The sequence below is a fragment of the Streptomyces sp. NPDC002838 genome (assembly GCF_040295365.1).
Classification (GTDB): domain Bacteria; phylum Actinomycetota; class Actinomycetes; order Streptomycetales; family Streptomycetaceae; genus Streptomyces.
In genome coordinates this window covers 1-23,772 of the sequence record NZ_JBEOVF010000014.1, presented here as the reverse complement: position 1 = coordinate 23,772, position 23,772 = coordinate 1, and the positions used below count along the sequence as shown (strand labels likewise).

At 69.0% G+C, this 23,772-nt stretch carries 22 protein-coding genes; 4 read left to right on the top strand and 18 right to left on the bottom strand.

Going from position 1 to position 23,772, the window contains the following annotated elements; genetic code table 11:
• The 5 genes from ABT063_RS19585 to ABT063_RS19565 all read right to left on the bottom strand — a co-directional run bounded on the left by ABT063_RS19585 (position 1) and on the right by ABT063_RS19565 (position 5,308).
• The gene (locus tag ABT063_RS19585) at positions 1–954 is read right to left on the bottom strand and encodes a helix-turn-helix transcriptional regulator (RefSeq protein ID WP_351058617.1); all 954 of its coding nucleotides are present in this window, start codon (positions 952–954) and stop codon (positions 1–3) included.
• Between the two features lie 126 nt (positions 955–1,080).
• Complete coding sequence (locus ABT063_RS19580) at positions 1,081–1,452, bottom strand: FKBP-type peptidyl-prolyl cis-trans isomerase (RefSeq protein ID WP_124443655.1); 372 nt, start codon at positions 1,450–1,452, stop codon at positions 1,081–1,083.
• Positions 1,453–1,539: 87 nt separating this feature from the next.
• A complete protein-coding gene (locus ABT063_RS19575) occupies positions 1,540–2,547 on the bottom strand; it encodes an FKBP-type peptidyl-prolyl cis-trans isomerase (RefSeq protein WP_351058616.1) in 1,008 nt (335 codons plus the stop codon).
• A gap of 130 nt (positions 2,548–2,677) precedes the next feature.
• A complete protein-coding gene (gene pafA / locus ABT063_RS19570; protein ID WP_351058615.1) occupies positions 2,678–4,039 on the bottom strand; it encodes a Pup--protein ligase in 1,362 nt (453 codons plus the stop codon).
• A gap of 9 nt (positions 4,040–4,048) precedes the next feature.
• Complete coding sequence (locus ABT063_RS19565) at positions 4,049–5,308, bottom strand: MFS transporter (protein WP_351058614.1); 1,260 nt, start codon at positions 5,306–5,308, stop codon at positions 4,049–4,051.
• A gap of 107 nt (positions 5,309–5,415) precedes the next feature.
• Here ABT063_RS19565 and ABT063_RS19560 point away from each other — a divergent pair, with 107 nt between their 5' ends.
• Positions 5,416–6,432 (top strand): LacI family DNA-binding transcriptional regulator, encoded by a 1,017-nt coding sequence (locus ABT063_RS19560; protein WP_351058613.1) that lies wholly within the window; start codon positions 5,416–5,418, stop codon positions 6,430–6,432.
• Positions 6,433–6,492: 60 nt separating this feature from the next.
• On the opposite strand, the gene prcA is transcribed toward ABT063_RS19560, so the two are convergent.
• The 6 genes from prcA to arc form a co-directional block, all read right to left on the bottom strand.
• Positions 6,493–7,230 (bottom strand): proteasome subunit alpha, encoded by a 738-nt coding sequence (gene prcA, locus ABT063_RS19555; protein ID WP_351058612.1) that lies wholly within the window; start codon positions 7,228–7,230, stop codon positions 6,493–6,495.
• Between the two features lie 60 nt (positions 7,231–7,290).
• On the bottom strand, positions 7,291–8,136 hold the full coding sequence (gene prcB, locus ABT063_RS19550; protein WP_351058611.1) for a proteasome subunit beta: 846 nt from the start codon (positions 8,134–8,136) through the stop codon (positions 7,291–7,293).
• Positions 8,088–8,666, bottom strand: coding sequence for an endonuclease VII domain-containing protein (locus ABT063_RS19545; protein WP_351058610.1), 579 nt, complete (start codon positions 8,664–8,666; stop codon positions 8,088–8,090). Before ABT063_RS19545 ends, prcB begins: the two co-directional genes overlap by 49 nt.
• A 63-nt stretch (positions 8,667–8,729) precedes the next feature.
• Complete coding sequence (locus ABT063_RS19540; RefSeq protein ID WP_351058609.1) at positions 8,730–8,945, bottom strand: ubiquitin-like protein Pup; 216 nt, start codon at positions 8,943–8,945, stop codon at positions 8,730–8,732.
• 155 nt (positions 8,946–9,100) lie between these two features.
• Positions 9,101–10,612 (bottom strand): depupylase/deamidase Dop, encoded by a 1,512-nt coding sequence (gene dop, locus ABT063_RS19535; protein WP_351058608.1) that lies wholly within the window; start codon positions 10,610–10,612, stop codon positions 9,101–9,103.
• Between the two features lie 234 nt (positions 10,613–10,846).
• Entirely contained in the window at positions 10,847–12,613 is a 1,767-nt protein-coding gene (arc, locus tag ABT063_RS19530; protein WP_351058607.1) for a proteasome ATPase, read from the bottom strand.
• Between the two features lie 573 nt (positions 12,614–13,186).
• Between arc and ABT063_RS19525 the strand changes: the two genes are divergently transcribed.
• Complete coding sequence (locus ABT063_RS19525) at positions 13,187–13,498, top strand: ferredoxin (RefSeq protein ID WP_351058606.1); 312 nt, start codon at positions 13,187–13,189, stop codon at positions 13,496–13,498.
• A gap of 60 nt (positions 13,499–13,558) precedes the next feature.
• Here ABT063_RS19525 and ABT063_RS19520 read toward each other — a convergent pair whose 3' ends face one another.
• The 3 genes from ABT063_RS19520 to ABT063_RS19510 all read right to left on the bottom strand — a co-directional run bounded on the left by ABT063_RS19520 (position 13,559) and on the right by ABT063_RS19510 (position 17,008).
• Positions 13,559–14,137 carry a hypothetical protein gene (locus ABT063_RS19520; RefSeq protein WP_351058605.1) on the bottom strand — a complete coding sequence of 193 codons (579 nt, stop codon included), beginning with the start codon at positions 14,135–14,137 and terminating at the stop codon, positions 13,559–13,561.
• 236 nt (positions 14,138–14,373) lie between these two features.
• Positions 14,374–15,279 carry a tRNA (adenine-N1)-methyltransferase gene (locus ABT063_RS19515; RefSeq protein ID WP_351058604.1) on the bottom strand — a complete coding sequence of 302 codons (906 nt, stop codon included), beginning with the start codon at positions 15,277–15,279 and terminating at the stop codon, positions 14,374–14,376.
• 49 nt (positions 15,280–15,328) lie between these two features.
• Entirely contained in the window at positions 15,329–17,008 is a 1,680-nt protein-coding gene (locus ABT063_RS19510; RefSeq protein ID WP_351058603.1) for a site-2 protease family protein, read from the bottom strand.
• A 176-nt stretch (positions 17,009–17,184) separates the two neighbouring features.
• Between ABT063_RS19510 and ABT063_RS19505 the strand changes: the two genes are divergently transcribed.
• Both ABT063_RS19505 and ABT063_RS19500 read left to right on the top strand, forming a co-directional pair.
• On the top strand, positions 17,185–18,156 hold the full coding sequence (locus ABT063_RS19505; protein ID WP_351058602.1) for a RecB family exonuclease: 972 nt from the start codon (positions 17,185–17,187) through the stop codon (positions 18,154–18,156).
• A gap of 14 nt (positions 18,157–18,170) precedes the next feature.
• Positions 18,171–18,842 carry a response regulator gene (locus ABT063_RS19500; protein ID WP_093909075.1) on the top strand — a complete coding sequence of 224 codons (672 nt, stop codon included), beginning with the start codon at positions 18,171–18,173 and terminating at the stop codon, positions 18,840–18,842.
• Positions 18,843–18,910: 68 nt separating this feature from the next.
• On the opposite strand, the gene ABT063_RS19495 is transcribed toward ABT063_RS19500, so the two are convergent.
• The 4 genes from ABT063_RS19495 to ABT063_RS19480 form a co-directional block, all read right to left on the bottom strand.
• A complete protein-coding gene (locus tag ABT063_RS19495) occupies positions 18,911–20,491 on the bottom strand; it encodes an ABC transporter substrate-binding protein (RefSeq protein ID WP_351058601.1) in 1,581 nt (526 codons plus the stop codon).
• Positions 20,492–20,561: 70 nt separating this feature from the next.
• A complete protein-coding gene (locus ABT063_RS19490; RefSeq protein WP_351058600.1) occupies positions 20,562–22,163 on the bottom strand; it encodes an ABC transporter substrate-binding protein in 1,602 nt (533 codons plus the stop codon).
• A gap of 456 nt (positions 22,164–22,619) precedes the next feature.
• A complete protein-coding gene (locus ABT063_RS19485; protein ID WP_351058599.1) occupies positions 22,620–23,315 on the bottom strand; it encodes an HAD family hydrolase in 696 nt (231 codons plus the stop codon).
• A gap of 112 nt (positions 23,316–23,427) precedes the next feature.
• The coding region (locus ABT063_RS19480; RefSeq protein WP_351058598.1) for a vitamin B12 dependent-methionine synthase activation domain-containing protein at positions 23,428–23,772 on the bottom strand (345 nt) is incomplete at its 5' end.

The following is a 23,772-nucleotide window of genomic DNA, read 5'->3' as shown; positions in this document are numbered from 1 at the left end:
TCAACCCTTGGCCACGGCACGCAGCCGGTCCACCACGTCGGCCCGCAGTTCGGCGGGCTGCAGGACCACGACGTCCGGCCCGAACTCCACCAGCCAGGCGTCCAGGCCATGGCCGTACGGAATCTCCAACTCGTCCCAGCCGTCGCCCAGTTCCCGCACGGAGGTGGCCTTCGCCCGCAAGGGGTACCCGGCGCCCGTCCGCAGCCGGATCAGCGCGGAGCGGTCGGCGGTCTCGCCCGCCCAGCTCGCGACGGTCTCCCGCACGGTGACGACATCCGGAACCGGGGCGGTGAACCGGGTTCCGCGCGTGCGCACCTTGCCGGTGATCCGGGACAGCCGGAACACCCGCTCGGCGCCCCGGTCGCGGTCGAAGCACGCGAGGTACCAGTGACCGCGCCAGCACTCCAACGCCCACGGCTCGACGTGCCGGGGCTCGGGGCGTGCGGCGGTGGCCTTGCGGTATTCGAAGACCACCGGGCGGCGGTCGCGGCAGGCCAGCATCAGCGGCTCGAACGCGGCCTCGTGCACCGGGATGCGCGGCTCCAGCGCGCCATGCGGCTCATAGGGGTCGACGCCCTCGGGCAGCCCGGCCGCGCGCAGCTTCTGCAGGGCGCCGCTGGCCGCGCCGGCGAGCCGCGCCTGCTGCCACACCTTGGCGGCCAGGCCAAGGGCGGCGGCCTCCTCGGCGTCGAGGGTGATGGGCGGGAGCCGGTTGCTGTCGCGGCGGGCGAGATAACCGACCTCGCCGTCCAGGTTCTCGACGGTCTCGATCACGAGCCCGAGCTCGCGCAGATCGTCCTTGTCCCGCTCGAACATCCGGTTGAAGGAGTCGTCACTACCCGCTTCGAGGTAGGCCTCGATGGACTCACGCAGCTCGCGCTTGCTGAGCGGCCGCCGCGTCCCGAGCAGACACAGCGCCAGGTTCATCAGCCGCTCGGCCTTGGCAATGGCCATCGACGCCCTTCGCCTCCCTATGCTTGACGACGTTGACCGTACCGCCCCGAAGTGGCGTGGCAAAAGCCGAGGGCCCATGCCCGGACAGGCATGGGCCCCAGGTGGTCGAGACCGGTCGTACGGCGATCAGACCCCGAGGAGGTCGACCACGAAGATCAGGGTCTCGCCGGGCTTGATCGCCGGAGTCGGGCTCTGGTTGCCGTAGGCGAGGTGGGCCGGGACGGTCAGCTGGCGGCGGCCGCCGACCTTCATGCCCTGCACGCCCTGGTCCCAGCCCTTGATGACCCGGCCGGCGCCCAGCGGGAAGCGGAAGGGGGTACCGCGGTTCCAGCTGGCGTCGAACTCCTCGCCGGTGCTGAAGGCGACGCCCACGTAGTGGACGGTGACGGTCTGACCCGCCTGCGCCACGGCGCCGTCGCCCTCCCAGATGTCCTTGATCTCGAGGTCCGCCGGGGGCTCGCCGCCCGGGAAGTCGATCTCGGGCTTGTCGATGCTCACGTCTTACGCTCCTGCTTGTCCGCGGAAAGGCAACAGGGACCAGTCTTGCATCCCGGCGTGATCACCGCGCGCCCGCGGCCGGGAGCGTCACATCTTCGCCAGGATGTCCACCGAGAAGACCAGCGTGGAGTCCTTCTTGATACCGCTGCCCTCCGGCGGGCTGTCGCCGTACCCCAGGTTCGGCGGAACGACGATCAGTACGCGGCTGCCGACCTTCTTGCCGGTCAGCCCCTGTGCCCAGCCCTTGACGACCTGCTGGAGCGAGAACGACGTCAGCGCCTTCCGGCCGTACGTCGAGTCGAACTCCTTGCCGGTGTCCCACAGCACGCCCTTGTACTGCACGAGCACGGTGCTGTCCGCGGCGACCTCGTCGCCGTCGCCCTCGATGACGTAGTTCGCCACCAGCTTCGTCGGCGCGTCCGCCTTGGGGATCTCGATGGAGGGCGCCTTGCCGTCGGTGTTGGTGCCGGCCTTCGGCACGTCGACGTTGTCCTGGGCGACTTCCGTGCCCTTGGCCGAGCTCGTCGCGTTGAACGTGTCCTGCACGTCGACGACGAAGACCAGCGTGTCGGTGCCCTTGATACCCCCCTGCGGATTGCCCTGCGTGCCATAACCCCAGGTGGGCGGCACGGCGAACTCGACCCGGCTGCTGGTCTTCTTACCCGCCAGCGCGTACCGCCAGCCGTCGATGATGCTGCCCGTGGAGAGCTGGATGAGCAGCGGCGTCTTGCGGTCGTAGGAGTTGTCGAAGACCTTCGCCGTGTCCCAGATCTGGCCGAGGTAGTGCGCCTGGATGTAGTCGTTCTCCGCGACCGTCTTGCCGCTGCCCGCGACGAGTGTCTTCACCGCCAGCTGCTTCGACGGGTCGCCGCTGCCCTTGGCCACCGTCGGCTTCTCGTTGAACTTCGTGCCCGCGGTGATCGCCGGCAGCGGGCCGTCGACGATCTTCGGCGGCGGCGCGGCCGACGGAGACGGGGCCGACGCCGAGGGCGACGCGCTGTCGCTCGCCTTACTCGAGTCGGACCCGTCGTCGCCGCATGCGGCGAGCGTCGTCAGTCCTGCGGGTACGGCAATGAGAAGGGAGCGTCGGCGCACTGTGGGGGCCTCGTAATCAGTCGATCTTGTTGATGGCGTGCGCGCAACTCTACGGCGTGAGAAGGGCGCCGTACGGGAAACGTACGGCGCCCGTGTTGCGTTCCGAATCACCTCAGGCGGAACGCGCGGTTCACATTCCGGCGATCAGCTTCTCCACCCGGTCGTCCACGGAACGGAACGGGTCCTTGCACAACACCGTGCGCTGAGCCTGGTCGTTGAGCTTGAGATGGACCCAGTCGACCGTGAAGTCACGGCGCTGTTCCTGCGCCCGCCGGATGAAGTCGCCACGCAGGCGCGCCCGAGTGGTCTGCGGCGGCACCGACTTGCCTTCGAAGATCTTCAAGTCGTTGCAGATCCGCGCTGCTTGACCCTTCTTCTCCAGCAGGTAGTACAGGCCGCGACGGCGGTGGATGTCGTGGTAGGCGAGGTCTATCTGCGCCACCCGCGGGTGGGACATGGTCATGTTGTGCTTGGCCCGGTACCGCTCGAGGAGCTTGTACTTCATCACCCAGTCGATCTCGGTGCCGATCCGGTCGAGGTCCTCGGCCTCGATCGCGTCCAGCGTGCGGCCCCACAGCTCCAGGACCTGCTCCACGGTGCCGGTGCGGATGCCGCGGCGCTCGCAGAAGTCCACGGCCTTCTCGTAGTACTCGCGCTGCACCTCCAGCGCGGAGGCCTCCCGGCCGCTGGCCAGGCGCACCTTGCGGCGGCCGGTGATGTCGTGGCTGACCTCGCGGATCGCCCGGATCGGGTTCTCCAGAGTCAGGTCCCGCATCACCGTGCCCGCCTCGATCATGCGCAGCACCAGGTCGGTGGCGCCGACCTTGAGCAGCATGGTCGTCTCGGACATGTTCGAGTCGCCCACGATGACGTGCAGGCGGCGGTAGCGCTCGGCGTCCGCGTGCGGCTCGTCGCGCGTGTTGATGATCGGCCGGGAGCGGGTCGTCGCCGAGGAGACGCCCTCCCAGATGTGCTCGGCGCGCTGGCTGACGCAGTAGACGGCACCGCGCGGGGTCTGCAGGACCTTGCCCGCGCCGCACAGCAGCTGACGCGTGACAAGGAACGGAATGAGAATGTCCGCGAGCCGGGAGAACTCGCCGTGCCGCGCCACGAGATAGTTCTCGTGGCAACCGTACGAGTTGCCCGCCGAGTCGGTGTTGTTCTTGAAGAGGTAGACGTCGCCCGCGATTCCTTCCTCGTGCAGGCGTCGTTCGGCGTCTACCAGGAGTCCTTCCAGAATGCGTTCGCCGGCCTTGTCGTGGGTGACCAGTTCGGTCACGTTGTCACATTCGGGTGTCGCGTATTCCGGATGTGAGCCCACGTCGAGATAGAGGCGGGCGCCGTTTCGCAGAAAGACATTGCTGCTGCGGCCCCATGACACGACACGGCGGAAGAGGTACCGCGCCACCTCGTCAGGAGACAGGCGGCGCTGTCCCCTGAACGTGCACGTGACGCCGTACTCGTTCTCCAGCCCGAAAATGCGGCGGTCCATGAGTGAACATTACGCCCGATCCCCCGAGCTGAAACGGGGTTCGACGGCACGGTTTGGATCATTTTCCGATGAAGACGCGACCACCGCTCCCCCACCGGAAGCTGCGAGGACCCGCCCCGTGGCCAGCAGAACCAGCGACGACACGCCCCCCGCGGCACCCGGCAGGGCGAAGCCCCACAGGGCGCCGCCCGCATCGACGACCGGTCCCGCCAGCCCTGTTCCGACCGAGTGGCCCACTGTGAACGTCGTCACAAGCCAGGAGAACGCCTCGGTGACCGTCCCCCTCGGCGCGTGCCGGTCGACCAGGACGAACGCGCAGGCGATCGCGGGCGCGAGGAAGACACCCGCGAGGACCGTCAGCAGCGTCATGGCGACGACGCCCGGCATCAGCATCAGCGGCAGATAACACACCGCCAGAAAAGCCACCAGGACCTGCAGCCGCCGCGCGGGCTCGCCGGTCCACTGCCGTGCCCCGTAGAGCGTGCCGCCGACGAGCGCGCCCAGCCCCACGGCCGCCATCAGCCAGCCGTACACCACGTCGCCGCCGTGGTCGTCCGCGTACGGCACGGACGCCACGGTGAGGGAGCCGAGCGCGATGCCGACGAACAGGAACGCGCCAAGGAGCGCGAGAAGTCCAGGCGACCTGAGCGCGCCGAGCCAGTGCGCCTCGCGCGGCGCCGACCGCCACGCACGCGAGGGCGGCGACACGACCACGGAGAGCGCGCCCAGCACCCCGATCACGTTCAGGACCAGCAGCCCCGCCTGCGCCGACCACAGCGACACGCACAGCGTCACCAGCAAGGGCCCGACGGCGAACATGACTTCCTGCGCTATGGCGTCCATGGCATAAGCCGTGTGCACCTGGCCCTCCTTACGGAGGACAGAGGGCCACAGGGCCCGCAGACCGCCCTCCAGGGGCGGTGTGAAGACTCCGGCGGCCGCCACGGCGACGTAGGCGAGCGGCAGCGGGTCGACGCCCGTGAAGGCGAAGGCGGCCATCGCCAGCGCCGACAGCACCACCGCCGGCAGCTGGACACGCGGCTGCCCGTGGAGATCCACCAGCCGCCCGAGCACTGGCTGCCCCACGGCGTTGGCGACACCGTAGACGGCCGCGAGGGCCCCGGCCAGGCTGTACGAGCCGCCCTCCGCGCGCACGAACAGCACGATCGCGATCGCGGCGGTGGCGTTCGGCAGCCGTCCTATGAGCGTGCCGACGAGCAGCCGGGCGGCGTGCCTCGCCCTGAGGATCTCCAGATATCCCGCGGCCATGTCCCGCCCTCTCCCTCGCCGTGGCCCATGAAGTTTTACGTATAACGTCCGCTGCCATACGTACCATGTGCGCTGTTCACACGTCCAGACGAAAGCGCAGGCACCCGGTGGCCCGAGCCAGCACCCGCCCCACGAGCCGCGACGTCGCCCAGGCCGCCGGCGTCTCCCAGGCCGCGGTCTCCCTGGTGCTCGGCGACAAATGGCGCGGACGGGTCTCGCAGGCCACGGCGGAGCGCGTCCGCGAAGCCGCCCGCGAACTCGGCTACCGCCCCAACCTCGCCGCCCGCAACCTCCGCCTCGGCCGCACCCGCACGGTCCTCCTCGTCGTCCCCGCCCTGACGACCGAATTCTTCGCGGGCGTCTACACCGGCGCCGCCCGCGTCGCCGCCGAACACGGCTTCGGCGTCGTCCTCTACCCCTCCCCCGAAGGCATCGGACCCGCCCGCGACCCCTTCGCCTCCGCCCAGGCCGCCCTGGACGGCGTCATCGCCTCCTCCATGGCCGCCGACGCCCTCACCGCCATCCGCGGCGACCAGCTGCCCCTGGTCATGCTGGACAGCGACCCGTACGGAAGCCTCGGCGCAGCGACCGTCAACCTGGACATCACCGACGGAGTACGGCAGGTCGCCGAGCACCTGCTCGGCCTCGGCCACCGCCGCTTCCTGCACCTCGCGGCCGACATCTCCTCCTGGACCTTCGACGTACGCGCCCGCGAACTGGCCACCCGGGTCGGCGCCGTCCCCGGCACCTCGATCCGCACGGCCCACGCACCCATCTCCATCGAGGACGCCCTGACCGCCACAGAGACCGCGCTCTCGGCCCCCGGCCCCCGCCCCACCGCCCTGGTCTGCGACGACGACAAACTCGCGGCCGGCGCCTACAAGGCCGTCCGCCGCCTCGGCCTGCGCATCCCCGACGACATCTCCGTCACCGGCCTCGACGACCTCGCCCTGGCCACCGCCATCGACCCGGAGCTGACCACCGTACGACTGGACGCGGAGCTCTTCGGCGAACGCGGCATGCAGGCCCTGCTGGCCGTCCTGGAGGGCCGTCGGCCCGAGGCGGGGGACATTCCCGTCGAACTCGTCGTACGGGCCTCCACGGCCCCGCCGAGCGCCTCCTGAACCACCTGTGCCCCGGCCGAGCGAGCGGCCGGGGCACACAAGGGATGAGACGAGACGGAACTACTCCTCCTCAGAGCTCTCCGCCTCGGTGCTCGCACCGCCACTCTCCAGCAGCCGGGCGAGCTGGCGGCCGACGATGCGCTTGAACTTGCGGGCCTGCGGACGCGTACGATCCAGCACCGCGACCTCCAGGCGCTCCGCGGGGATCTCCCGCTCACTGCCGTTGGTGTCGCGGGACAGGGCCTGCACGGCCAGCTTGAGCGCCTCGGCCAGGCTCATGCCGTCCTGGTGGCGCTGGTCCAGATAGCTGCTGATCTGCTCGGCATTGCCGCCGACCGCGACCGAGCCGTGCTCGTCCACGATCGAACCGTCGTGCGGCAGCCGGTAGATCTGGTCGCCCTCGGGCGTCTCCCCGACCTCGGCGACCACCAGCTCCACCTCGTACGGCTTCTCCGCCGAGCTCGAGAAGATCGTGCCCAGCGTCTGGGCGTAGACATTGGCCAGACCACGGGCGGTCACGTCGTCACGGTCATAGGTGTAACCACGAAGATCGGCATACCGCACACCGCCGATCCGCAGGTTCTCGTACTCGTTGTACTTGCCGGCGGCCGCGAAGCCGATCCGGTCGTAGATCTCGCTGAACTTGTGCAGCGCGCGGGACGGGTTCTCGCCGACGAAGACGATGCCGTCGGCATACTGCAGCACAACCAGGCTGCGGCCACGGGCGATGCCCTTGCGGGCGTACTCCGCCCGGTCGGCCATGGCCTGCTGGGGTGAGACATAGAACGGCGTCGACACCGGTTATCCGTCCCTTTCTGTCGAAGTCACAGGATCACCTTGATAAGACCGGGTCACCGACTACAGCAGCGCGGCCCGCGGGCCGTCGGGCTGCTCCAGACGACGCTCCAGGATCGAGCGGGCGATCTCGGAGGACTCGTCCTCGGTGAGCCGACGGAAGCCGTCCTCGGTGATCACGGTGACGATCGGGTAGATCCGGCGCGCGACATCGGGACCACCGGTCGCCGAGTCGTCGTCTGCCGCGTCGTACAAGGCCTGCACCACGAGCATCGCGGCATCGGCCTCGGACAGGTCGTCACGGAAGAGCTTCTTCATGGCCCCGCGCGCGAAGATCGAGCCGGAGCCCGTGGCCGCGAAGTGCTGCTCCTCGGAACGGCCACCGGTGACGTCGTAGGAGAAGATCCGCCCCCTGTCCCGGTCCACGTCGTACCCGGCGAAGAGCGGAACCACGGCCAAGCCCTGCATGGCCATGCCCAGGTTGGAACGGATCATGGTCGACAGCCGGTTCGCCTTGCCCTCCAGGGAGAGCTGCGCCCCCTCGACCTTCTCGAAGTGCTCCAGCTCCAGCTGGAAGAGCTTGACCATCTCGACGGCCAGACCGGCGGTGCCGGCGATACCGACGGCCGAGTACTCGTCGGCCGGGAACACCTTCTCGATGTCACGCTGAGCGATGACGTTACCCATAGTGGCGCGCCGGTCACCGGCGAGCACCACCCCGCCCGGGAACGTCACGGCCACGATCGTCGTCCCGTGCGGCGCCTCGATCACTCCCTGCGTGGGGGGCAGCTGCCGGTTGCCGGGCAGCATTTCCGGCTGGTGCTCGGACAGGAAGTCCATGAAGGACGACGACCCAGGCGTCAGGAAGGCAGCTGGTAGACGCCCGGTGCTACGAGTGTTGGCTTCCACGCGATTCCTTCCACGTAAGCAGCAGCCCGCCTTATGACGTCGGGCCGATCCTTGAACTGCCCCAGTGCGGCGTTGCAGCTGAAGCACAGTACGCCTCGGACCCTACCCGTGTTGTGGCAGTGATCCACATGTGCGGCCGGGGCCGCCAAACATATGCGGCAGACGCCCGCTTGAGAAGAGATCAACTCGTCGCGGTCGGCTTCGGTGATGCCGTACTGGCGCTCCAGGTGACCGGCACGCCCCTTGCTGGCCCGGCACGTCTCGCAACTCGTCGAGAGGCCGTCGGAAGCAGTCGCGTTGCGATGCCACTCGCTGTGCGGCTTGATCTCACCGCAACCGCGACAGAACTTGTGCCCCTCGGGGGTCTGCACCCGCGGCCGGACGTTCTTCCCCTTGGCCAACTGCCGGGCCTGGTGGTACTCGGCCCAGCCCTCCCGGCAGTAGGCCTGCGGCCCGTCCCGAGCTGCCCTGTTGGCGGCGAAGGCCGCTCGCGGCTTGGACTCCTTGCACCGCGAGCAGCGCTTCACCATCTGCTCTTCCTGCACCCACGACCCCCGGAACCCTCGAACCTTCGATTCGAAGGCCAAAGCGGCCTACTGGCCGCCCTTCTGAACGAAACTCCGCACGAAATCCTCCGCATTTTCCTCGAGGACATCGTCAATCTCGTCCAGCACCGAGTCCACGTCGTCGCTCAGCTTCTCCTGGCGCTCCTTGAGGTCCTCGGATACCTGCGCCTCGGGCGTCTCCTCGACCTCTTCGGTGTTGCGCGTCGCCTTCTGCTGTCCGCCGCCGGTGTCCTTGGTCGCCATAACCCTCACCCCGCTCGGTTCGACGTTCTTGATCAGACCCTACAAGCAGGGTCCGACATCGGCCCCGCAGTTCCCTCAACGTCCGGGGACCACCTCGATGATTCCCGGACGCCGAGGATTCCACCCTGTGGGACCGAGCCGGCCCCGAGTACCCGCTAGCCGCCCGACAGCACCCTGACCAGGTCTTCCGCCGTGCGGCAGCGGTCCAGGAGTTCCTTGACGTGATTACGCGTTCCGCGAAGCGGTTCCAGGGTTGGAACGCGCTGGAGGGAGTCCCGGCCCGGCAGGTCGAAGATCACGGAGTCCCAGGAGGCAGCGGCGACGTCGTCGGCGTACTGCTCCAGGCAGCGGCCGCGGAAGTACGCACGCGTGTCCTCCGGCGGCTTCGTACGGGCCCGCTCGACCTCGCCGTCGTCCAGCAGGCGCTTCATGCGGCCGCGGGCCGCGAGACGGTTGTAGAGGCCCTTCTCGGGCCGTACGTCGGCGTACTGGAGGTCGACCAGGTGGAGCCTGGCCGCGTCCCAGTCGAGGCTGTCGCGGCGGCGGTAGCCCTCCATGAGCTCCCGCTTGGCGACCCAGTCCAGCTCGCCGGCCAGGCTCATCGGGTCCCGCTCCAGGCGGTTGAGGGTGTCCTCCCAGCGCGCCAGGATGTCCTTGGTCTGGTCGTCGGCGTCCGCGCCGTACCGCTCCTCGACGTACTTGCGGGACAGCTCGAAGTACTCCATCTGCAACTGGACCGCGGTGAGTGTCCGGCCGCTGCGGAGCGTGACCAGGCGCTTGAGTGTCGGGTCGTGGGAGACCTGATGGAGGGTGCGGACGGGCTGGTCGACGGCCAGGTCGACGGCGATGAAGCCGTCCTCGATCATGGACAGGACCAGGGCGGTCGTGCCCAGCTTGAGGTACGTCGAGATCTCCGAGAGGTTCGCGTCCCCGATGATCACGTGCAGCCGGCGGTATTTCTCGGCGTCGGCGTGCGGCTCGTCTCGGGTGTTGATGATCGGGCGCTTGAGGGTGGTCTCGAGGCCGACCTCGACTTCGAAGTAGTCGGCGCGCTGACTGAGCTGGAAGCCGTGCTCGTGCCCGTCCTGGCCGATGCCGACGCGGCCGGCTCCGGCGAAGACCTGGCGGGAGACGAAGAACGGCGTGAGGTGGCGCACGATGTCCGAGAAGGGGGTCTCCCGCTTCATCAGGTAGTTCTCGTGCGTGCCGTAGGACGCGCCCTTGTTGTCGGTGTTGTTCTTGTAGAGGTGGATCGGCTGGGCACCGGGCAGCTGAGCGGCCCGGTCCGCTGCCTCGGCCATGATCCGCTCGCCGGCCTTGTCCCACAGGACGGCGTCGCGGGGGTTGGTGACCTCGGGGGCGCTGTATTCGGGGTGTGCGTGGTCGACGTAGAGCCGCGCACCGTTGGTGAGGATCACGTTGGCGAGGCCGATGTCCTCGTCGGTGAGCTGGCTGGAGTCGGCGGCCTCGCGGGCGAGGTCGAAGCCTCGCGCGTCCCGCAGCGGGTTCTCCTCCTCGAAGTCCCAGCGGGCCCGGCGGGCCCGGTGCATCGCCGCTGCGTAGGCGTTGACGATCTGGGATGAGGTGAGCATGGCATTGGCGTTGGGGTGGCCGGGGACGGAGATCCCGTACTCCGTCTCGATGCCCATTACTCGCCGTACGGTCATGCGGCCCTCCTTGCCCGGCGGCGCCCTCGGTCGGGGGCGCCGCTCAAGTACCGCTGGCGCTCCGGTGCGTGTGCGGTGCCCGTCCCCGCACTGCGCGACTCGGCGGTATGGAAGAGCCTAGAACGCCTTTGCGCTGGTGGGGAGATCATTTGCGTCATTGGGTTGCTCCAGCCGTGGCCCGTAAAACAGTCGGCTGCGGGTACCCGGTGAGGGCACCCGCAGCCGCCCTGCGTTTTACAGGTACTGACCGGTGTTCGCCACCGTGTCGATGGAGCGTCCGGTGTCCGCGCCCTGCTTTCCGGTGATGAGGGTACGGATGTAGACGATCCGTTCGCCCTTCTTTCCGGAGATACGGGCCCAGTCGTCCGGGTTGGTGGTGTTGGGCAGGTCCTCATTCTCCTTGAACTCGTCCACGCACGCCTGGAGGAGGTGGGAGACGCGGAGGCCCTTCTGGTTGTGCTCGAGGAAGTCCTTGATCGCCATCTTCTTGGCGCGGCCCACGATGTTCTCGATCATGGCGCCGGAATTGAAGTCCTTGAAGTAAAGGACTTCCTTGTCGCCGTTGGCGTAGGTGACCTCCAGGAAGCGGTTTTCCTCGGATTCGGCGTACATCTGTTCCACGGCCGTCTGGATCATGCTCTGGACCGTGGAGGCCCTGTCGCCGCCGTGCTCTCCGACGTCCTCGGAGTGCAGCGGGAGGCGCTCGGTGAGGTACTTCTGGAAGATGTCCTTCGCCGCTTCGGCGTCCGGACGCTCGATCTTGATCTTCACGTCGAGCCGGCCGGGCCGCAGGATGGCGGGGTCGATCATGTCCTCGCGGTTGGAGGCGCCGATCACGACCACGTTCTGCAGGCCCTCCACGCCGTCGATCTCGGCGAGCAGCTGGGGGACGATGGTGTTCTCCACGTCCGAGCTGACGCCCGAGCCTCGGGTGCGGAAGAGGGATTCCATCTCGTCGAAGAAGACGATGACGGGGGTGCCCTCGCTGGCCTTCTCACGGGCACGCTGGAAGACGAGGCGGATCTGCCGCTCGGTCTCGCCGACGTACTTGTTCAGCAGCTCGGGGCCCTTGATGTTGAGGAAGAAGCTCTTGCCGGTGGCCTGGCCGGTGACCTCGGCGACCTTCTTGGCCAGCGAGTTGGCGACGGCCTTGGCGATGAGCGTCTTGCCGCATCCGGGCGGTCCGTACAGGAGGACGCCCTTGGGCGGGCGCAGTTCGTGCTCCTTGAACAGGTCCGGGTAGAGGTACGGGAGCTCGACCGCGTCGCGGATCATTTCGATCTGGTTGCCCAGGCCGCCGATCTGCTCGTAGCCGATGTCCGGTACTTCTTCGAGGACGAGCTCTTCGACCTCGCTCTTGGGGACGACCTCGTAGACGTAGCCGGAGCGGGGTTCGAGCAGCAGGGCGTCGCCGGGGCGGATGGTGACGTCCAGCAACGGCTCGGCGAGCCGTACCACCCGTTCCTCGTCGGTGTGCCCGAGCACCAGGGCGCGCTCGCCGTCCTCGAGGATCTCCTTGAGGGTGACGATGTCCCCGACGCGCTCGAACTGCATGGCTTCGACCACGTTGAGAGCTTCGTTGAGCATCACTTCCTGGCCGCGCCGGAGCTCGTCGAGCTCGACGCTGGGGCTGACGTTCACCCGGAGTTTGCGGCCTCCGGTGAAGATGTCGGCCGTGCCGTCCTCGTTCGCCGTGAGGAAGACACCGAAGCCGGCCGGCGGCTGTGCGAGCCGGTCGACCTCCTCCTTGAGGGCCACGATCTGGTCGCGGGCCTCACGGAGCGTGTTGGCGAGTCGCTCGTTCTGGGCGGACACGCCGGCCAGGTTGGTCTGCAGCTCGACGATCCGCTCTTCGAGAATCCTCGTGTGTCGCGGAGAGTCGGCGAGCTTGCGTCGCAGGACGGCGATCTCCTGCTCAAGGTAGGCAATCTGCCCGGCAGGGTCTTCGGACCCTCGTCCCGGGCGGATGCCGCGGTTCATGTCGTCGTCGTGGGCTGCCACGGTCCTCACCTCCTCCAAGGGGAGCTGGACGCTTCCAGACCCTACCTGGGTGGGTGTCGATTGAAACCCCTAGATCACAAAGACTGTCAAGGTGTGTCGTCGGCCACACCCCGTGCTCTTCCTCACGCGGTGTGGATACCCACTCAACGACATTCAGAAGCGGCCTGTTCCAGGCCGGAGTGGTCAAATACCTGCACTGCTGACCGGAGTTGCGGTGGTCGGGGGCGGGGCTGCCTGGGCGAAAACGGCCGCGGTCGGTCGGTGGGGGCGGGGTCGGCGGTGGCTTCCGGGCCGGCCGGTGAGGCGTCCGGGGCCGCCCGGGGGCCTGGTCATGTGACGCTGGGTGTCCGGCTGGACGGAGCGCGTCACCCGCGATGCGGCTCGGCTTCCGGCGGTCGCCGGCCGGGTCCGACCGGCCGGGGCGGGCGATCGGAGGCATCTCACCCGTCGGGGGAATGTGCACCGAACGTGGCTGAAAGCGGCCGGAGGTAGGGTCGAAGTGTTCAACACCCGTCAGGGCAGGACCGACTTGCTTTCGCGGTCGGGGACCCGACGCAGGAAACGGCAGGAGAGATGAGCGTGCAGCAGGAGGCCGGGGTCGGCGGCGAGGCCCTGGAGGTCTGGATCGATCAGGACCTCTGTACCGGCGACGGCATCTGTGCCCAGTACGCGCCCGAGGTGTTCGAGCTGGACATCGACGGCCTGGCCTATGTGAAGGGCGCGGACGACGAGCTGTTGCAGGGCAAGGGGGCCACAACGCCCGTACCGCTGCCGCTTCTCACGGATGTGGTGGACTCCGCCAAGGAGTGTCCGGGCGAGTGCATCCATGTGCGCCGGGCTTCGGACAGGGTCGAGGTGTACGGCCCGGACGCGGACGCGGAGTGACCGCGAAGGCGCTCCCCGTTACCTTTGTCTGATTTCTCACATCCGCAGGGTTGGCGCGGCTCAGACGGCGTGCGCTCCGCGGGGTGTCGAGCGGACGAAGGCGTCGTCCTTCCACTGCCACTTCGCGCTGTCCTTCGTGTCGGGGCAGCAACTGGGTACGGCGGAGGAGGAGTAGCCGAGCAGCGTCGCGAGGACGGCTCCGTCCCGGACGGCGAAGTCGGTGACGGTGCGGCGGTCCTTGGGGTCGACCAGGGTGGCGACGAGGCGGGGGGCACCGGTGTCCGCGGCCCGGGTGATGACGTACACGGCGTCGGGCGGGGTGCCCATGGGGGCGTCGCAGTGCACCACGGCCACCGTTTCCGGTTTGCCGTCGCCGTCGAGGTCTCCGGATGCCTTCTTCACCACGAGCGCCCTGACCGGACCGCATTCGAGGGGGAAGTCGACGCCCGCGGGGTCGGGGGGTGCGGTGATCGCCGGGGCGGGCTTGTTCTCCGGGCCGGCCGCCTGGGCCGCCGTGGCCGGGTTGGGCTGCAGGACCGAGGACAGGGCCACGACTCCGGCGACCGCCGACGCGGTGGCGACCCAGTGGATCGGACGGGTGTGGGTGTGTGCCAGTTCCGGGACGGCGGGTTGCTGCACTCGGAGCGTCTCCTGTGAGGGCTGTGCCGGTGGGGGTGGCTCAGCATGGTGCCACACGTCACAGTGCCAGGGAACGGCGGGGTCGGAGTTCCGGGCGCGCGGTTGACGCCTTGTGTTGACGGGCTTTGGCGCCGCGTCAGCACGAGGACGACGCGGCCGAGTTCCCCGGTGTCCGGGGGAACTCGGCCGCAGCGCTTGTACGTTGACGCGGCACAGGCCGCTCTGGGGCGGACCGCCTAGCGGCCGCCGGTGCCTCCGTCGGCGTTGGGGCCGGCGTAGTCCTCGCCGTAGGCGCCCTTGGCGGGACGGCGGCGGCGCATGGGCGGCTCGACGCCGTCGGCGAGGCGGCGGGCGGTGAGCAGGAAGCCGGTGTGGCCGATCATCCGGTGGTCCGGGCGGACGGCCAGGCCCTCGATGTGCCAGTTGCGGATCATCGTCTCCCAGGCGGTCGGCTCGTTGAAGCAGCCGATCTCGCGGATGGACTCGACGGTCCTCGCGAGCTGGGTGGTGGTGGCGACGTAGCAGCAGAGGATGCCGCCGGGGACGAGCGCCTTGGAGATGGCCTCCAGGCACTCCCAGGGGGCGAGCATGTCGAGGATGACGCGGTCGACGTCGGTGTCGGACAGGTTGTCCTGGAGGTCGCCGACGGTGAGCTGCCAGGCGGGGTGCGGGCCGCCGAAGTAGCGCTCGACGTTCGCCTGCGCGATCTCGGCGAAGTCGGCGCGGCGCTCGTAGCTGTGCAGCATGCCCTGGTCGCCGATGGCGCGCAGCAGGAAGCTGCTGAGCGAGCCGGAGCCGACGCCGGCCTCCACGACGCGTGCGCCGGGGAAGATGTCGGCGAAGGCGAGGATCTGCCCCGCGTCCTTGGGGTAGACGACGGCTGCCCCGCGGGGCATGGACAGGACGTAGTCGGGGAGCAGGGGGCGCAGCGCGAGGTAGGCGACGTTCCCGGTGGTGCGGACAACGCTGCCCTCGGGAGCGCCGATCAGTTCGTCGTGCGGGAAGGAACCCTTGTGGGTGTGGAAGTTCTTCCCGGCTTCGAGCGTGAACGTGTAGTGGCGGCCCTTGGGGTCGGTCAGCTGTACCTGGTCCCCGACCTTGAAGGGCCCGCGACGGCGGGCGGCACCGGTCGGTTCGGACATGTGAACAGCCTACCGGCGTTTGCGAGGGCCGCCGACCACCGGGCCGCTCCTAGGCCGAGGGCCTGGCCATCGCCTTCACGAAGGCGCGTTCCACGTCGGCCGCGGACAGGACGCCGTAGATCTCGCCGGTCTCCTCGACCACCAGGTACTCGGTGGCGGGGGTGGCGCGCAGGGCGTCCAGGAGGTCTTCTCCGGCCAGCTCGGCCGAGACGCGCATGCCGTCGGTGAGGTCCTGGGCGAGGCCGCTGACGGCGACCCAGGGGCGGCGGTGTTCCGGTACGCCGACGATGGCGGCCTCGCGGACGAGGGAGATCGGGGTGCCGTCGGGGTCGACGACGACCAGGGCGCGGGCTCCGGCGGCGTTGGCGCGGCGCAGGGCCTCGGACAGGGGGGTGTCGGTCTCGACGGGGACCGCGCGGCGGGTGAGGCTGCGGGCGCGCAGTTCGGGGAGGTGTTCGCGCAGGCGGGCCATGCGCAGGCTGTTGCCGGCGCCGGTCCAGATGATCGCGGCGAGGATGGCGGCGAGCAGGGCGTCCATGACGGTGTCCATGCCGACGTTGTCCTCGGCGTTGGAGCCGAGCGCCCCGGACTGGGTGAGCAGCGGCAGGCCGATCAGGACGGAGACGGCGAGGGCGCGGCCGACCCAGGCGGCGGCGATGGTGCCGTTCATGGGCTTGCCGGTGATTTTCCAGACGACGGCGCGGAGCATGCGGCCGCCGTCGAGGGGGAGGCCGGGCAGGAGGTTGAAGGCGGCCACGATGAGGTTGGAGATCATCAGGCCCGCCAGCAGGACGCCCGGTACGGTGCCGGGCTCGATGGGCAGCAGGGCGAGGTAGAACAGGCCGGCGAGGACGAGGGAGAGCAGTGGCCCGACGAAGGCCAGTACGAACTCCCGTCCGGGCGTCTCGGCCTCCTTCTCGATCTCGGAGACTCCGCCGAAGAACTGGAGCTGGATGCGGCGGACCGGGAGCTTGAAGCGGAGGGCGGCGACGGTGTGGGCCAGTTCGTGGACGAGGACCGAGGCGTAGAAGGCGACCGCGAAGAAGAGGGAGACGAGGTAGCGGGCGGCGCCGAGTTCCGGCAGTACGCGGTCGAGCTGGCCGCCGAACACCCATGTGATCAGGGCGGCGACGAGGAACCAGCTGGGCGCGACGTACACGGGCACGCCGAACGGCCGTCCCATCAGCAGACCGCCCCGGGGCGCCGGGCGCTGGGGCGGACGTCCCTTGGCGAGACCGGAGTGAGCGAGGGGGCGGTCGGCTCCGGCGGGGGGCCGGGCGTCGCCGGGCGTGTGCGGAGTCGGTCGGTCGCCGGGGGGTGTGGGGGGTGTCGCCCGGTCGGGCGCGGTTCCGTCCGCCGGGCCGGGGTCGGCCGGGCCCGGGGTGGCTTCCGAGGGCGATGGTGAGATCGCAGGCTCGGCGGCGGGGCCTACGGCGGGCTTCGCGCCGGGTTCCTCTTCAGCGCGGCCGGGCGCGTCCTGCCCCCGCGCGCCACGGCCGGGCGCGTCCTGTCCCCGGAGGCCGCGCCCCTCGGCGTCATCGTGCCGCGCGTCGAACCGTCGTACCACCATGGTCTGTTCGTCGGCCGGGACGGCGTCGTCGTTGCCGGTGCCCTGCGGGGTCGGGTCGGGGTGTGCGGGATCGCCGGCCGGCGTCACAGGCCCCCCGTGGCGCTCGGCCGACTCGTCGTTGCCGGACCGCGGCTGCCCGCTCCCGCCGCTCTCGTCCACGATGTCCCCTCGTTCGAAGCGTCTTCCGCGCCTGCAGGGCGGAAGGGTCTCGGGTCGATGGTATGCGGCCGTCGCGATGCGTTCCGCCCCGGCACCCCCTGCCTTTGCTCCGCTCTCGCGGCGGTCGGGGACCGCGGCTGCGTCACTGTCAGTGGCGGGCCGTATGGTCTGTGGTCATGGAGACGAGCACCGAGGGCCCCGCGGAGGCCCACAGTGGCGATACCGCACCGGCGGATCCGCCGGTCGCGGCCGAGCCGACGGCGGCGGGGGATGTGGCGCCCGTGGCCGAGGTGGTCGCCATACCTCCCGCCTCGCTGTCTCCCTCGCGTGCCAGTGACTTCATGCAGTGCCCGCTGCTGTACCGGTTCCGGGTGATCGACCGGCTGCCCGAGAAGCCGAGCGAGGCGGCGACCCGGGGGACGCTGGTGCACGCGGTCCTGGAGCGGCTCTTCGACGCCCCGGCCGCCGAGCGGACCGCGCCCCGCGCCAAGTCGCTCATCCCCGGTCAGTGGGACCGGCTGCGCGAGAGCAGGCCGGAGGTCGTGGAGCTGTTCGCCGATGATCCGGAGGGCGAGCGGATGGCGCGCTGGCTCGGCGAGGCGGAGCGGCTCGTGGAGCGCTGGTTCACGCTGGAGGACCCGACCCGGCTCGAACCGGCGGAGCGTGAGCTGTTCATCGAGGCGGAGCTGGACTCCGGGCTGAGGCTGCGCGGGATCATCGACCGGGTCGATGTGGCGCCCACCGGCGAGGTGCGGATCGTCGACTACAAGACGGGCAAGGCACCCCGGCCGGAGTACGCCGAAGGTGCCCTGTTCCAGATGAAGTTCTACGCCCTGGTCGTCTGGCGGCTGAAGAAGGTGATTCCGCGGCGGCTCCAGCTGGTCTATCTGGGCAGTGGTGACGTCGTGACGTACGACCCCGTCCTCGCCGACCTGGAGCGCGTCGAGCGCAAGCTGCACGCGCTGTGGGACGCGATCCGGCTGGCGACCGAGACCGGTGAGTGGCGGCCCCGCCCCACCAAGCTGTGCGGGTGGTGCGACCACCAGGAGCACTGCCCGGAGTTCGGCGGCACTCCCCCGCCCTATCCGCTCCCGGTGAGGGCGGCGGAGTCCGGTGGCGTGCCGCAGGGCAGAATGGGGCCGGACTAGCGAAGGAGACTCACGTGGCCATCCGCGTCCTACTGGTCGACGACCAGCCGCTGCTGCGTACCGGCTTCCGGATGATCCTCGAGGCGGAGCAGGATCTCGCGGTCGTCGGCGAGGCCGGCGACGGCCTCCAGGCTCTCGACCAGGTGCGGGCGCTGCAGCCCGATGTGGTTCTGATGGACATCCGTATGCCGCGGATGGACGGTGTGGAGGCGACCCGGCAGATCACCGGTCCCGGGCGGGACGGCCCGGCCAAGGTGCTGGTGCTGACCACTTTCGACCTCGACGAGTATGTGGTGGAGGCGCTGAAGGCGGGCGCCAGCGGGTTCCTGCTGAAGGACGCCCCGGCCAACGAACTGGTGCAGGCGATCCGGGTGGTGGCCGCGGGCGAGGCGATGCTCGCGCCGAGCATCACGCGCCGGCTGCTCGACAAGTACGCCACGCATCTGCCGTCCGGCGACGAACCGGTGCCGGACACCCTGCACACGCTCACCGAGCGTGAGGTGGAGGTGCTGAAGCTGGTGGCGCGTGGCCTGTCCAACGCGGAGATCGCCGCCGATCTCTTCGTCAGCGAAACCACCGTCAAGACACACGTCGGGCACGTCCTGACCAAGCTGGGGCTGCGCGACCGCGTGCAGGCGGCGGTGTACGCGTACGAGAGCGGGCTGGTGCGCCCCGGAGCTCAGTAAGAGGTTCTACGACGCAGAGGGCGCCCCTTGTCGGCAAGGGGCGCCCTCTGCGTTCGTACGGCGGTCTGTCAGTCCTTGCTGAGCTCCCAGAAGCGGAACACGGTCGAGGCGTCGAGGCAGTACTCCAGGCCGTAGACGTCGTCGCGGGTGACCGCGTACTGCTTGGCCTGCCAGACGGGCAGGACGGGCAGTTCGTCGGCGACGATGTCCTGGAGCTTGCCGTAGTTCTCGTCGGTCGCGGCCCGGTCGCTCTGGGCGGCGGTCTGCGGGATGAGCGTGCCGGTGATGGTGCTGTTGGTGTAGTTGTTGCTCAGCACGTTGCCCTTGCCGAAGAAGGGGGCCGTGAAGTTGTCGGCGTCGGGGTAGTCGGGCACCCAGCCCTTGACGTAGACGCCGTACTTGCCGGCTTCTATGTCCTTCTCGTACTGGTCGAAGGCCACGGACTTCACGTCGGCGTCGAACAGGCCGCTGGCGTTGAGCTGGCCGGCGATCGCCTTCATCAGGGCGTCGGTGGCCGGGCCGTAGCGGGACGGGGTCGACCAGAGGGTCAGCTTCACCTTGTCGGTGATGCCGTCGCTCTGCAGCGCGGCGGCGGCCTTGGCCTTGGAGGGTCGGGCACCGTAGGTGTCGAAGAAGGCCGTGTTGTGGCCGGAGATTCCGGCCGGGATGATCGAGTACAGCGGGGTGGCCGTGCCCTGGTAGACGTCCCTGATGAGGGCGTCCCGGTCGAGCAGGTGGGCGACGGCCTTGCGCACGCCGAGCTGTCCGGCCACCGGGTCGTCCATGTTGAAGACCAGGTGCTGGACTTCGGCGCTGCTGCCCTCGACGACCTCGACGCCGGAGTTGTCGCCGGTCTTCTCGATGTCGGCGATGTCGCTCGCGCTGAGGCCGCGGTAGGCGAGGTCGATCTTCTTGGCGAGCAGGGCCCGCTTCAGGGCGGACTGGTCGCCCTGGAAGAACTTGAGCGTCACGCCGGTGTTCTGCACGTCGGCGGTGCCCTTGTAGTTCTCGTTGACCGAGAAGACGGCCTCGTCCTCGCTGAACGACTCCAGCTTGTAGGGGCCGGAGCCGATCGCCTCGCCGTCCTCGCGCAGGCTGTCGGCGTCGTACTGCGTGTGGTCGACGATGGAGCCGGCGCCGGAGGCGATCTTGCTCGGGAAGGTGGCGTCGGGCGTGTTGAGGCGGAAGACCACCGTCTCCTCGTCCGGCGTCTCGACCTTGTCGAGCATGGGGAACATGATCGCGGGGCCGGTGTCGTCGTTGATCTTCAGCATGCGGTCGAAGGAGAACTTGACGTCCTTTGAGGTGAGCGAATCACCGTTGCTGAACTTCAGTCCGTCCTTCAGGGTGCACTCGTAGACCTGGGTCCGCGTGTCCGTGAAGGAGCACTCCTCGGCGGCCTCCGGCTGGGGTTCGGTGCTGCCCTTGGGGAAGCTCAGCAGCGACTGGAAGACGTTGTTGAACAACAGCCAGGAGCCGGGGTCGTAGCCGGAGGCGGGGTCGGTGGCCAGGACGTCGTCGGACATCCCCATCACCACCGATGAGCCGCTGCCCCCGGAGCCCCCGGACTCCGTTCCGCAGCCGGTCAACAGGCCGGAGGCCAGTCCTGCCACGATGGGCAGGACCGGCCACTGGTTGCGCATATTCACGTGCAGGTGCCTTTGGTCGGTTGTATGGACCCCGGGGCCGCCCCTCCCGGGCCCCGGGCAGGGGAAGGTGTCAGCCGCTCATACCGCGGCCGAGCTCCCACAGCTGAAGCGTCGAGGAGGAGTTGAGGGCGTAGGCCGTGCCCGTGACGTCGTCGCGGGCGGCGACGTACTGCTTGCCCTGCCACAGCGGCAGCAGCGGAACGTCCTCGGCGACGATGTCCTGAATGTCCGTCAGACTGCCGACGGCGGACAGCCGGTCGGCCTCGCGGCGGGACTCCGGAATGAGGGTGTTGCGGATCTGGCTGTTGGCGTACGGCAGCTTGAGGAAGTTGTCCTTGTCGAGGAACGGCGCGATGTAGCTGTCGGCGTCCGGGAAGTCCGGGAACCAGCCCATGCCCCAGACCTCGTACTCGCCCTTGCGCTCGGCCGGGACGAACGTCGCCCAGGGCTCGCCCTTGATGGTCACGTCGAACAGGCCGCTGTCGTTGAGCTGCTTCTGCAGCACCTCGAACTCTTCCTTGGTGGCCGAGCCGTAGTGGTCGGTCGTGTAGTGCAGGGTCAGCTTCACCGGTGTGGTGATGTTGGCCCTGTTCAGGATGGACTTGGCCTTGCCGACGCTCGGGTCGCCGTACTTGTTGAAGAACGAGTTGGAGTGACCGGTGATGGAGGCCGGGACCATCGAGTACAGCGGCTCGGCCTGGGAGCCGTAGACCTTGGAGACGAGTTCGCTGCGGTTGACGACCTGGGCCATCGCCTCGCGGACGGCCTTGGACTTCACGGCCGGGGCGCTGGTGTTGAAGGCCAGGTAGCGGATCTCCAGGCCGGCCACCTCGACGAGGTCGACGGCGCCGCCGGACGCGTTGGACAGCTTCTGGATCTGGGCCGGCGACATCGAGCGGGTCATCAGGTCGATGTCGCCCTTCTCCAGCGCGCCGCCCATGTCCTCGGCGTCCGCGAAGGAGCGCAACTCGACCTTGTCGTTGTTCACCTTCAGCGTCCCCTTGTAGTTGGGGTTCTTGGTGAACACGGCGTCGACGAGTTCGTCGCCCTTGACGTCGGCCCGCATGGTGTACGGGCCCGAGCCGTCCACGTCGAAGCCGTCGCGCAGCTTGTTCTTCTCGTAGTCGTCCGGGTTGACGATGCCGGCGACGGGCGTCGACAGCTTGTACGGGAAGGTGGCGTCTGCGGTCTTGAGATGGAAGATGACTTCGTCGTCGCCCCGCGTCTCGACGGTGTCGATGGTGGACAGCAGGGCGAACACACCGCTGTCGGACTGGATGGCGCGAGCGCGGTCGATGGAGAACTTCACGTCCTCGGCGGTGACGGCGTCGCCACCCGCGAACTTCAGGCCGTCACGGAGCTTGCAGGCGTAGCGCTCGTTGCCGGAGTCGGTGAAGCCGCAGCTCTGGGCGGCCTCGGGGACGGGCTCGCCGTCGCCCTTCGGCTGGATCATCAGGGTCTGCACGGTCTGGCGCAGGATGTTCCAGGTGCCGACGTCGTAGGCGTAGGCCGGGTCGAGGGGCGCGGGGGCGTCCTTCGAAGCGGTGAACCGGTCCGTGGTGCCGACGACGATCGCGTCGCCGCCGCTCCCGCCGTCGGACCCGCCGCAGGCGGCGAGCACCGGCGCGAGCAGGCCGATCACGGCCGGCAGCACCAAAGTCTTGCGGTTCATGCTCGAGTTTCTCCAGAGCTGTCCAGTCCGTGTACCCGGCATGCATGGGTGGTGCGGCGGATCACGGGGTGAGGTCGGTGTTCTCGCTAGGAGATTAGTCCGCACCAGCACGGGGGTTCGCAGCGACCGGAGTTGAGTGCCCATCACGCAGCGGAACCGGCTGCGAACGGACCGGAAACCCGAGGGGGGAAGGATTAGTGCAGGCTTTGATGAATCGGGACACAAGGGCACGCCCACTCCCCCCGAACGAGGGGGGACGGCACACGTCGGCGTCTCTGTCGACCCCTGATGGCGTGGGGAACGTCACATACTGAACGGTGTGCGGAGACACCGGAATTCAGCCATCCGGTGCGGTTCGAATTCCCTTGGACACGCCCCGTGGAATTCCCGTCCTATCGGCACCGCACGCTGCGTGAACGCCTTGCGCATTTCCGTCATCAAGGCGCCGTTAGATCGTCAAATCGTCAACAGACCGCGCAGAAAGGCCAGGTCGACCTCTTCGAGTGAGGTCACGACCGTACGCCGGGCGGCCGGAGCGATGGGTGCCACGGAGGGCACCGCCACCACATGGCAGCCCGCGGCCTCCGCCGCCGCGACGCCGGTCGCGGTGTCCTCGACGACCGCGCATCTGGCCGGATCCGCGCCGAGCCCGGCGGCGGCGAACAGATAGGGGTCGGGATGCGGCTTGGTGCGCGGCACCTCGTCGCCGGCGACGGTCAGGGCGAAGTACTGGGGGCCGAGGGACGTCAGCACCCGGTCGATGATGCGCCGGTGCGAGGCGGAGACCAGGGCCGTGGGGATCTCGTGCGTAGCCAACTCCGTCAGCAGCCGGGTGGCTCCCGGCATCAGCGGCAGGGCGCGGTCGATGCGGTCCTCGAAGCCCTGGTTGAGCAGCACCGTGAGTTCGGCGAGGGTGATGTCGGCTTTGGTGGCCTCGATCAGGAACCCCGCGCTGCGGGTCATGGGGCCGCCGACCACGACATGGCGCCAGGAGTCGTCGAGGGTGTGTCCGAGACCGGCGAAGATCTCGACCTCGACGTCCCACCAGAAGCCCTCGGTGTCCACCAGGGTTCCGTCCATGTCGAGGAGCACGGCCTGCAGGGCGGAGCCTTCGGCCGTACGGGTTACTGGCGCGGGGACCGTACTGGTCATCCGGGCACACCTCCTTGAGGGACGATCAGGCCGGTTCCCACATGGGGAACCGGCCTGCGGTGGACCGACCAGTTTACGGCGTATCCGATCAGCGCGCTCTGTGAGACACGCCTCAGCGTGCGTTGAAGTACTTCGCCTCCGGGTGGTGGATGACGATCGCGTCGGTGGACTGCTCCGGGTGCAGCTGGAACTCCTCGGACAGCTGGACGCCGATGCGTTCCGGCTTCAGCAGGTCCGCGATCTTGGCGCGGTCCTCCAGGTTCGGGCAGGCGCCATAGCCGAGGGAGAACCGCGCGCCCCGGTACTTCAGGGCGAACATGTCCTCCATGTCGGCCGGGTCCTCACCCGCGAAGCCCAGCTCCGAACGTACGCGTGCGTGCCAGTACTCGGCGAGTGCCTCGGCCAACTGCACGGACAGGCCGTGTAGTTCGAGGTAGTCGCGGTAGGAGTCCGACGC

Coding starts and splice junctions, on each gene's coding strand:
- ABT063_RS19585 (WP_351058617.1), bottom strand. CDS start 954: ATGGCCATTGCCAAGGCCGAGCGGCTGATGAACCTGGCGCTGTGTCTG.
- pafA (WP_351058615.1), bottom strand. CDS start 4,039: ATGGACCGCCGCATTTTCGGGCTGGAGAACGAGTACGGCGTCACGTGC.
- ABT063_RS19565 (WP_351058614.1), bottom strand. CDS start 5,308: ATGGCCGCGGGATATCTGGAGATCCTCAGGGCGAGGCACGCCGCCCGG.
- ABT063_RS19545 (WP_351058610.1), bottom strand. CDS start 8,666: ATGGTGAAGCGCTGCTCGCGGTGCAAGGAGTCCAAGCCGCGAGCGGCC.
- ABT063_RS19540 (WP_351058609.1), bottom strand. CDS start 8,945: ATGGCGACCAAGGACACCGGCGGCGGACAGCAGAAGGCGACGCGCAAC.
- dop (WP_351058608.1), bottom strand. CDS start 10,612: ATGACCGTACGGCGAGTAATGGGCATCGAGACGGAGTACGGGATCTCC.
- ABT063_RS19525 (WP_351058606.1), top strand. CDS start 13,187: ATGAGCGTGCAGCAGGAGGCCGGGGTCGGCGGCGAGGCCCTGGAGGTC.
- ABT063_RS19515 (WP_351058604.1), bottom strand. CDS start 15,279: ATGTCCGAACCGACCGGTGCCGCCCGCCGTCGCGGGCCCTTCAAGGTC.
- ABT063_RS19505 (WP_351058602.1), top strand. CDS start 17,185: ATGGAGACGAGCACCGAGGGCCCCGCGGAGGCCCACAGTGGCGATACC.
- ABT063_RS19490 (WP_351058600.1), bottom strand. CDS start 22,163: ATGAACCGCAAGACTTTGGTGCTGCCGGCCGTGATCGGCCTGCTCGCG.
- ABT063_RS19485 (WP_351058599.1), bottom strand. CDS start 23,315: ATGACCAGTACGGTCCCCGCGCCAGTAACCCGTACGGCCGAAGGCTCC.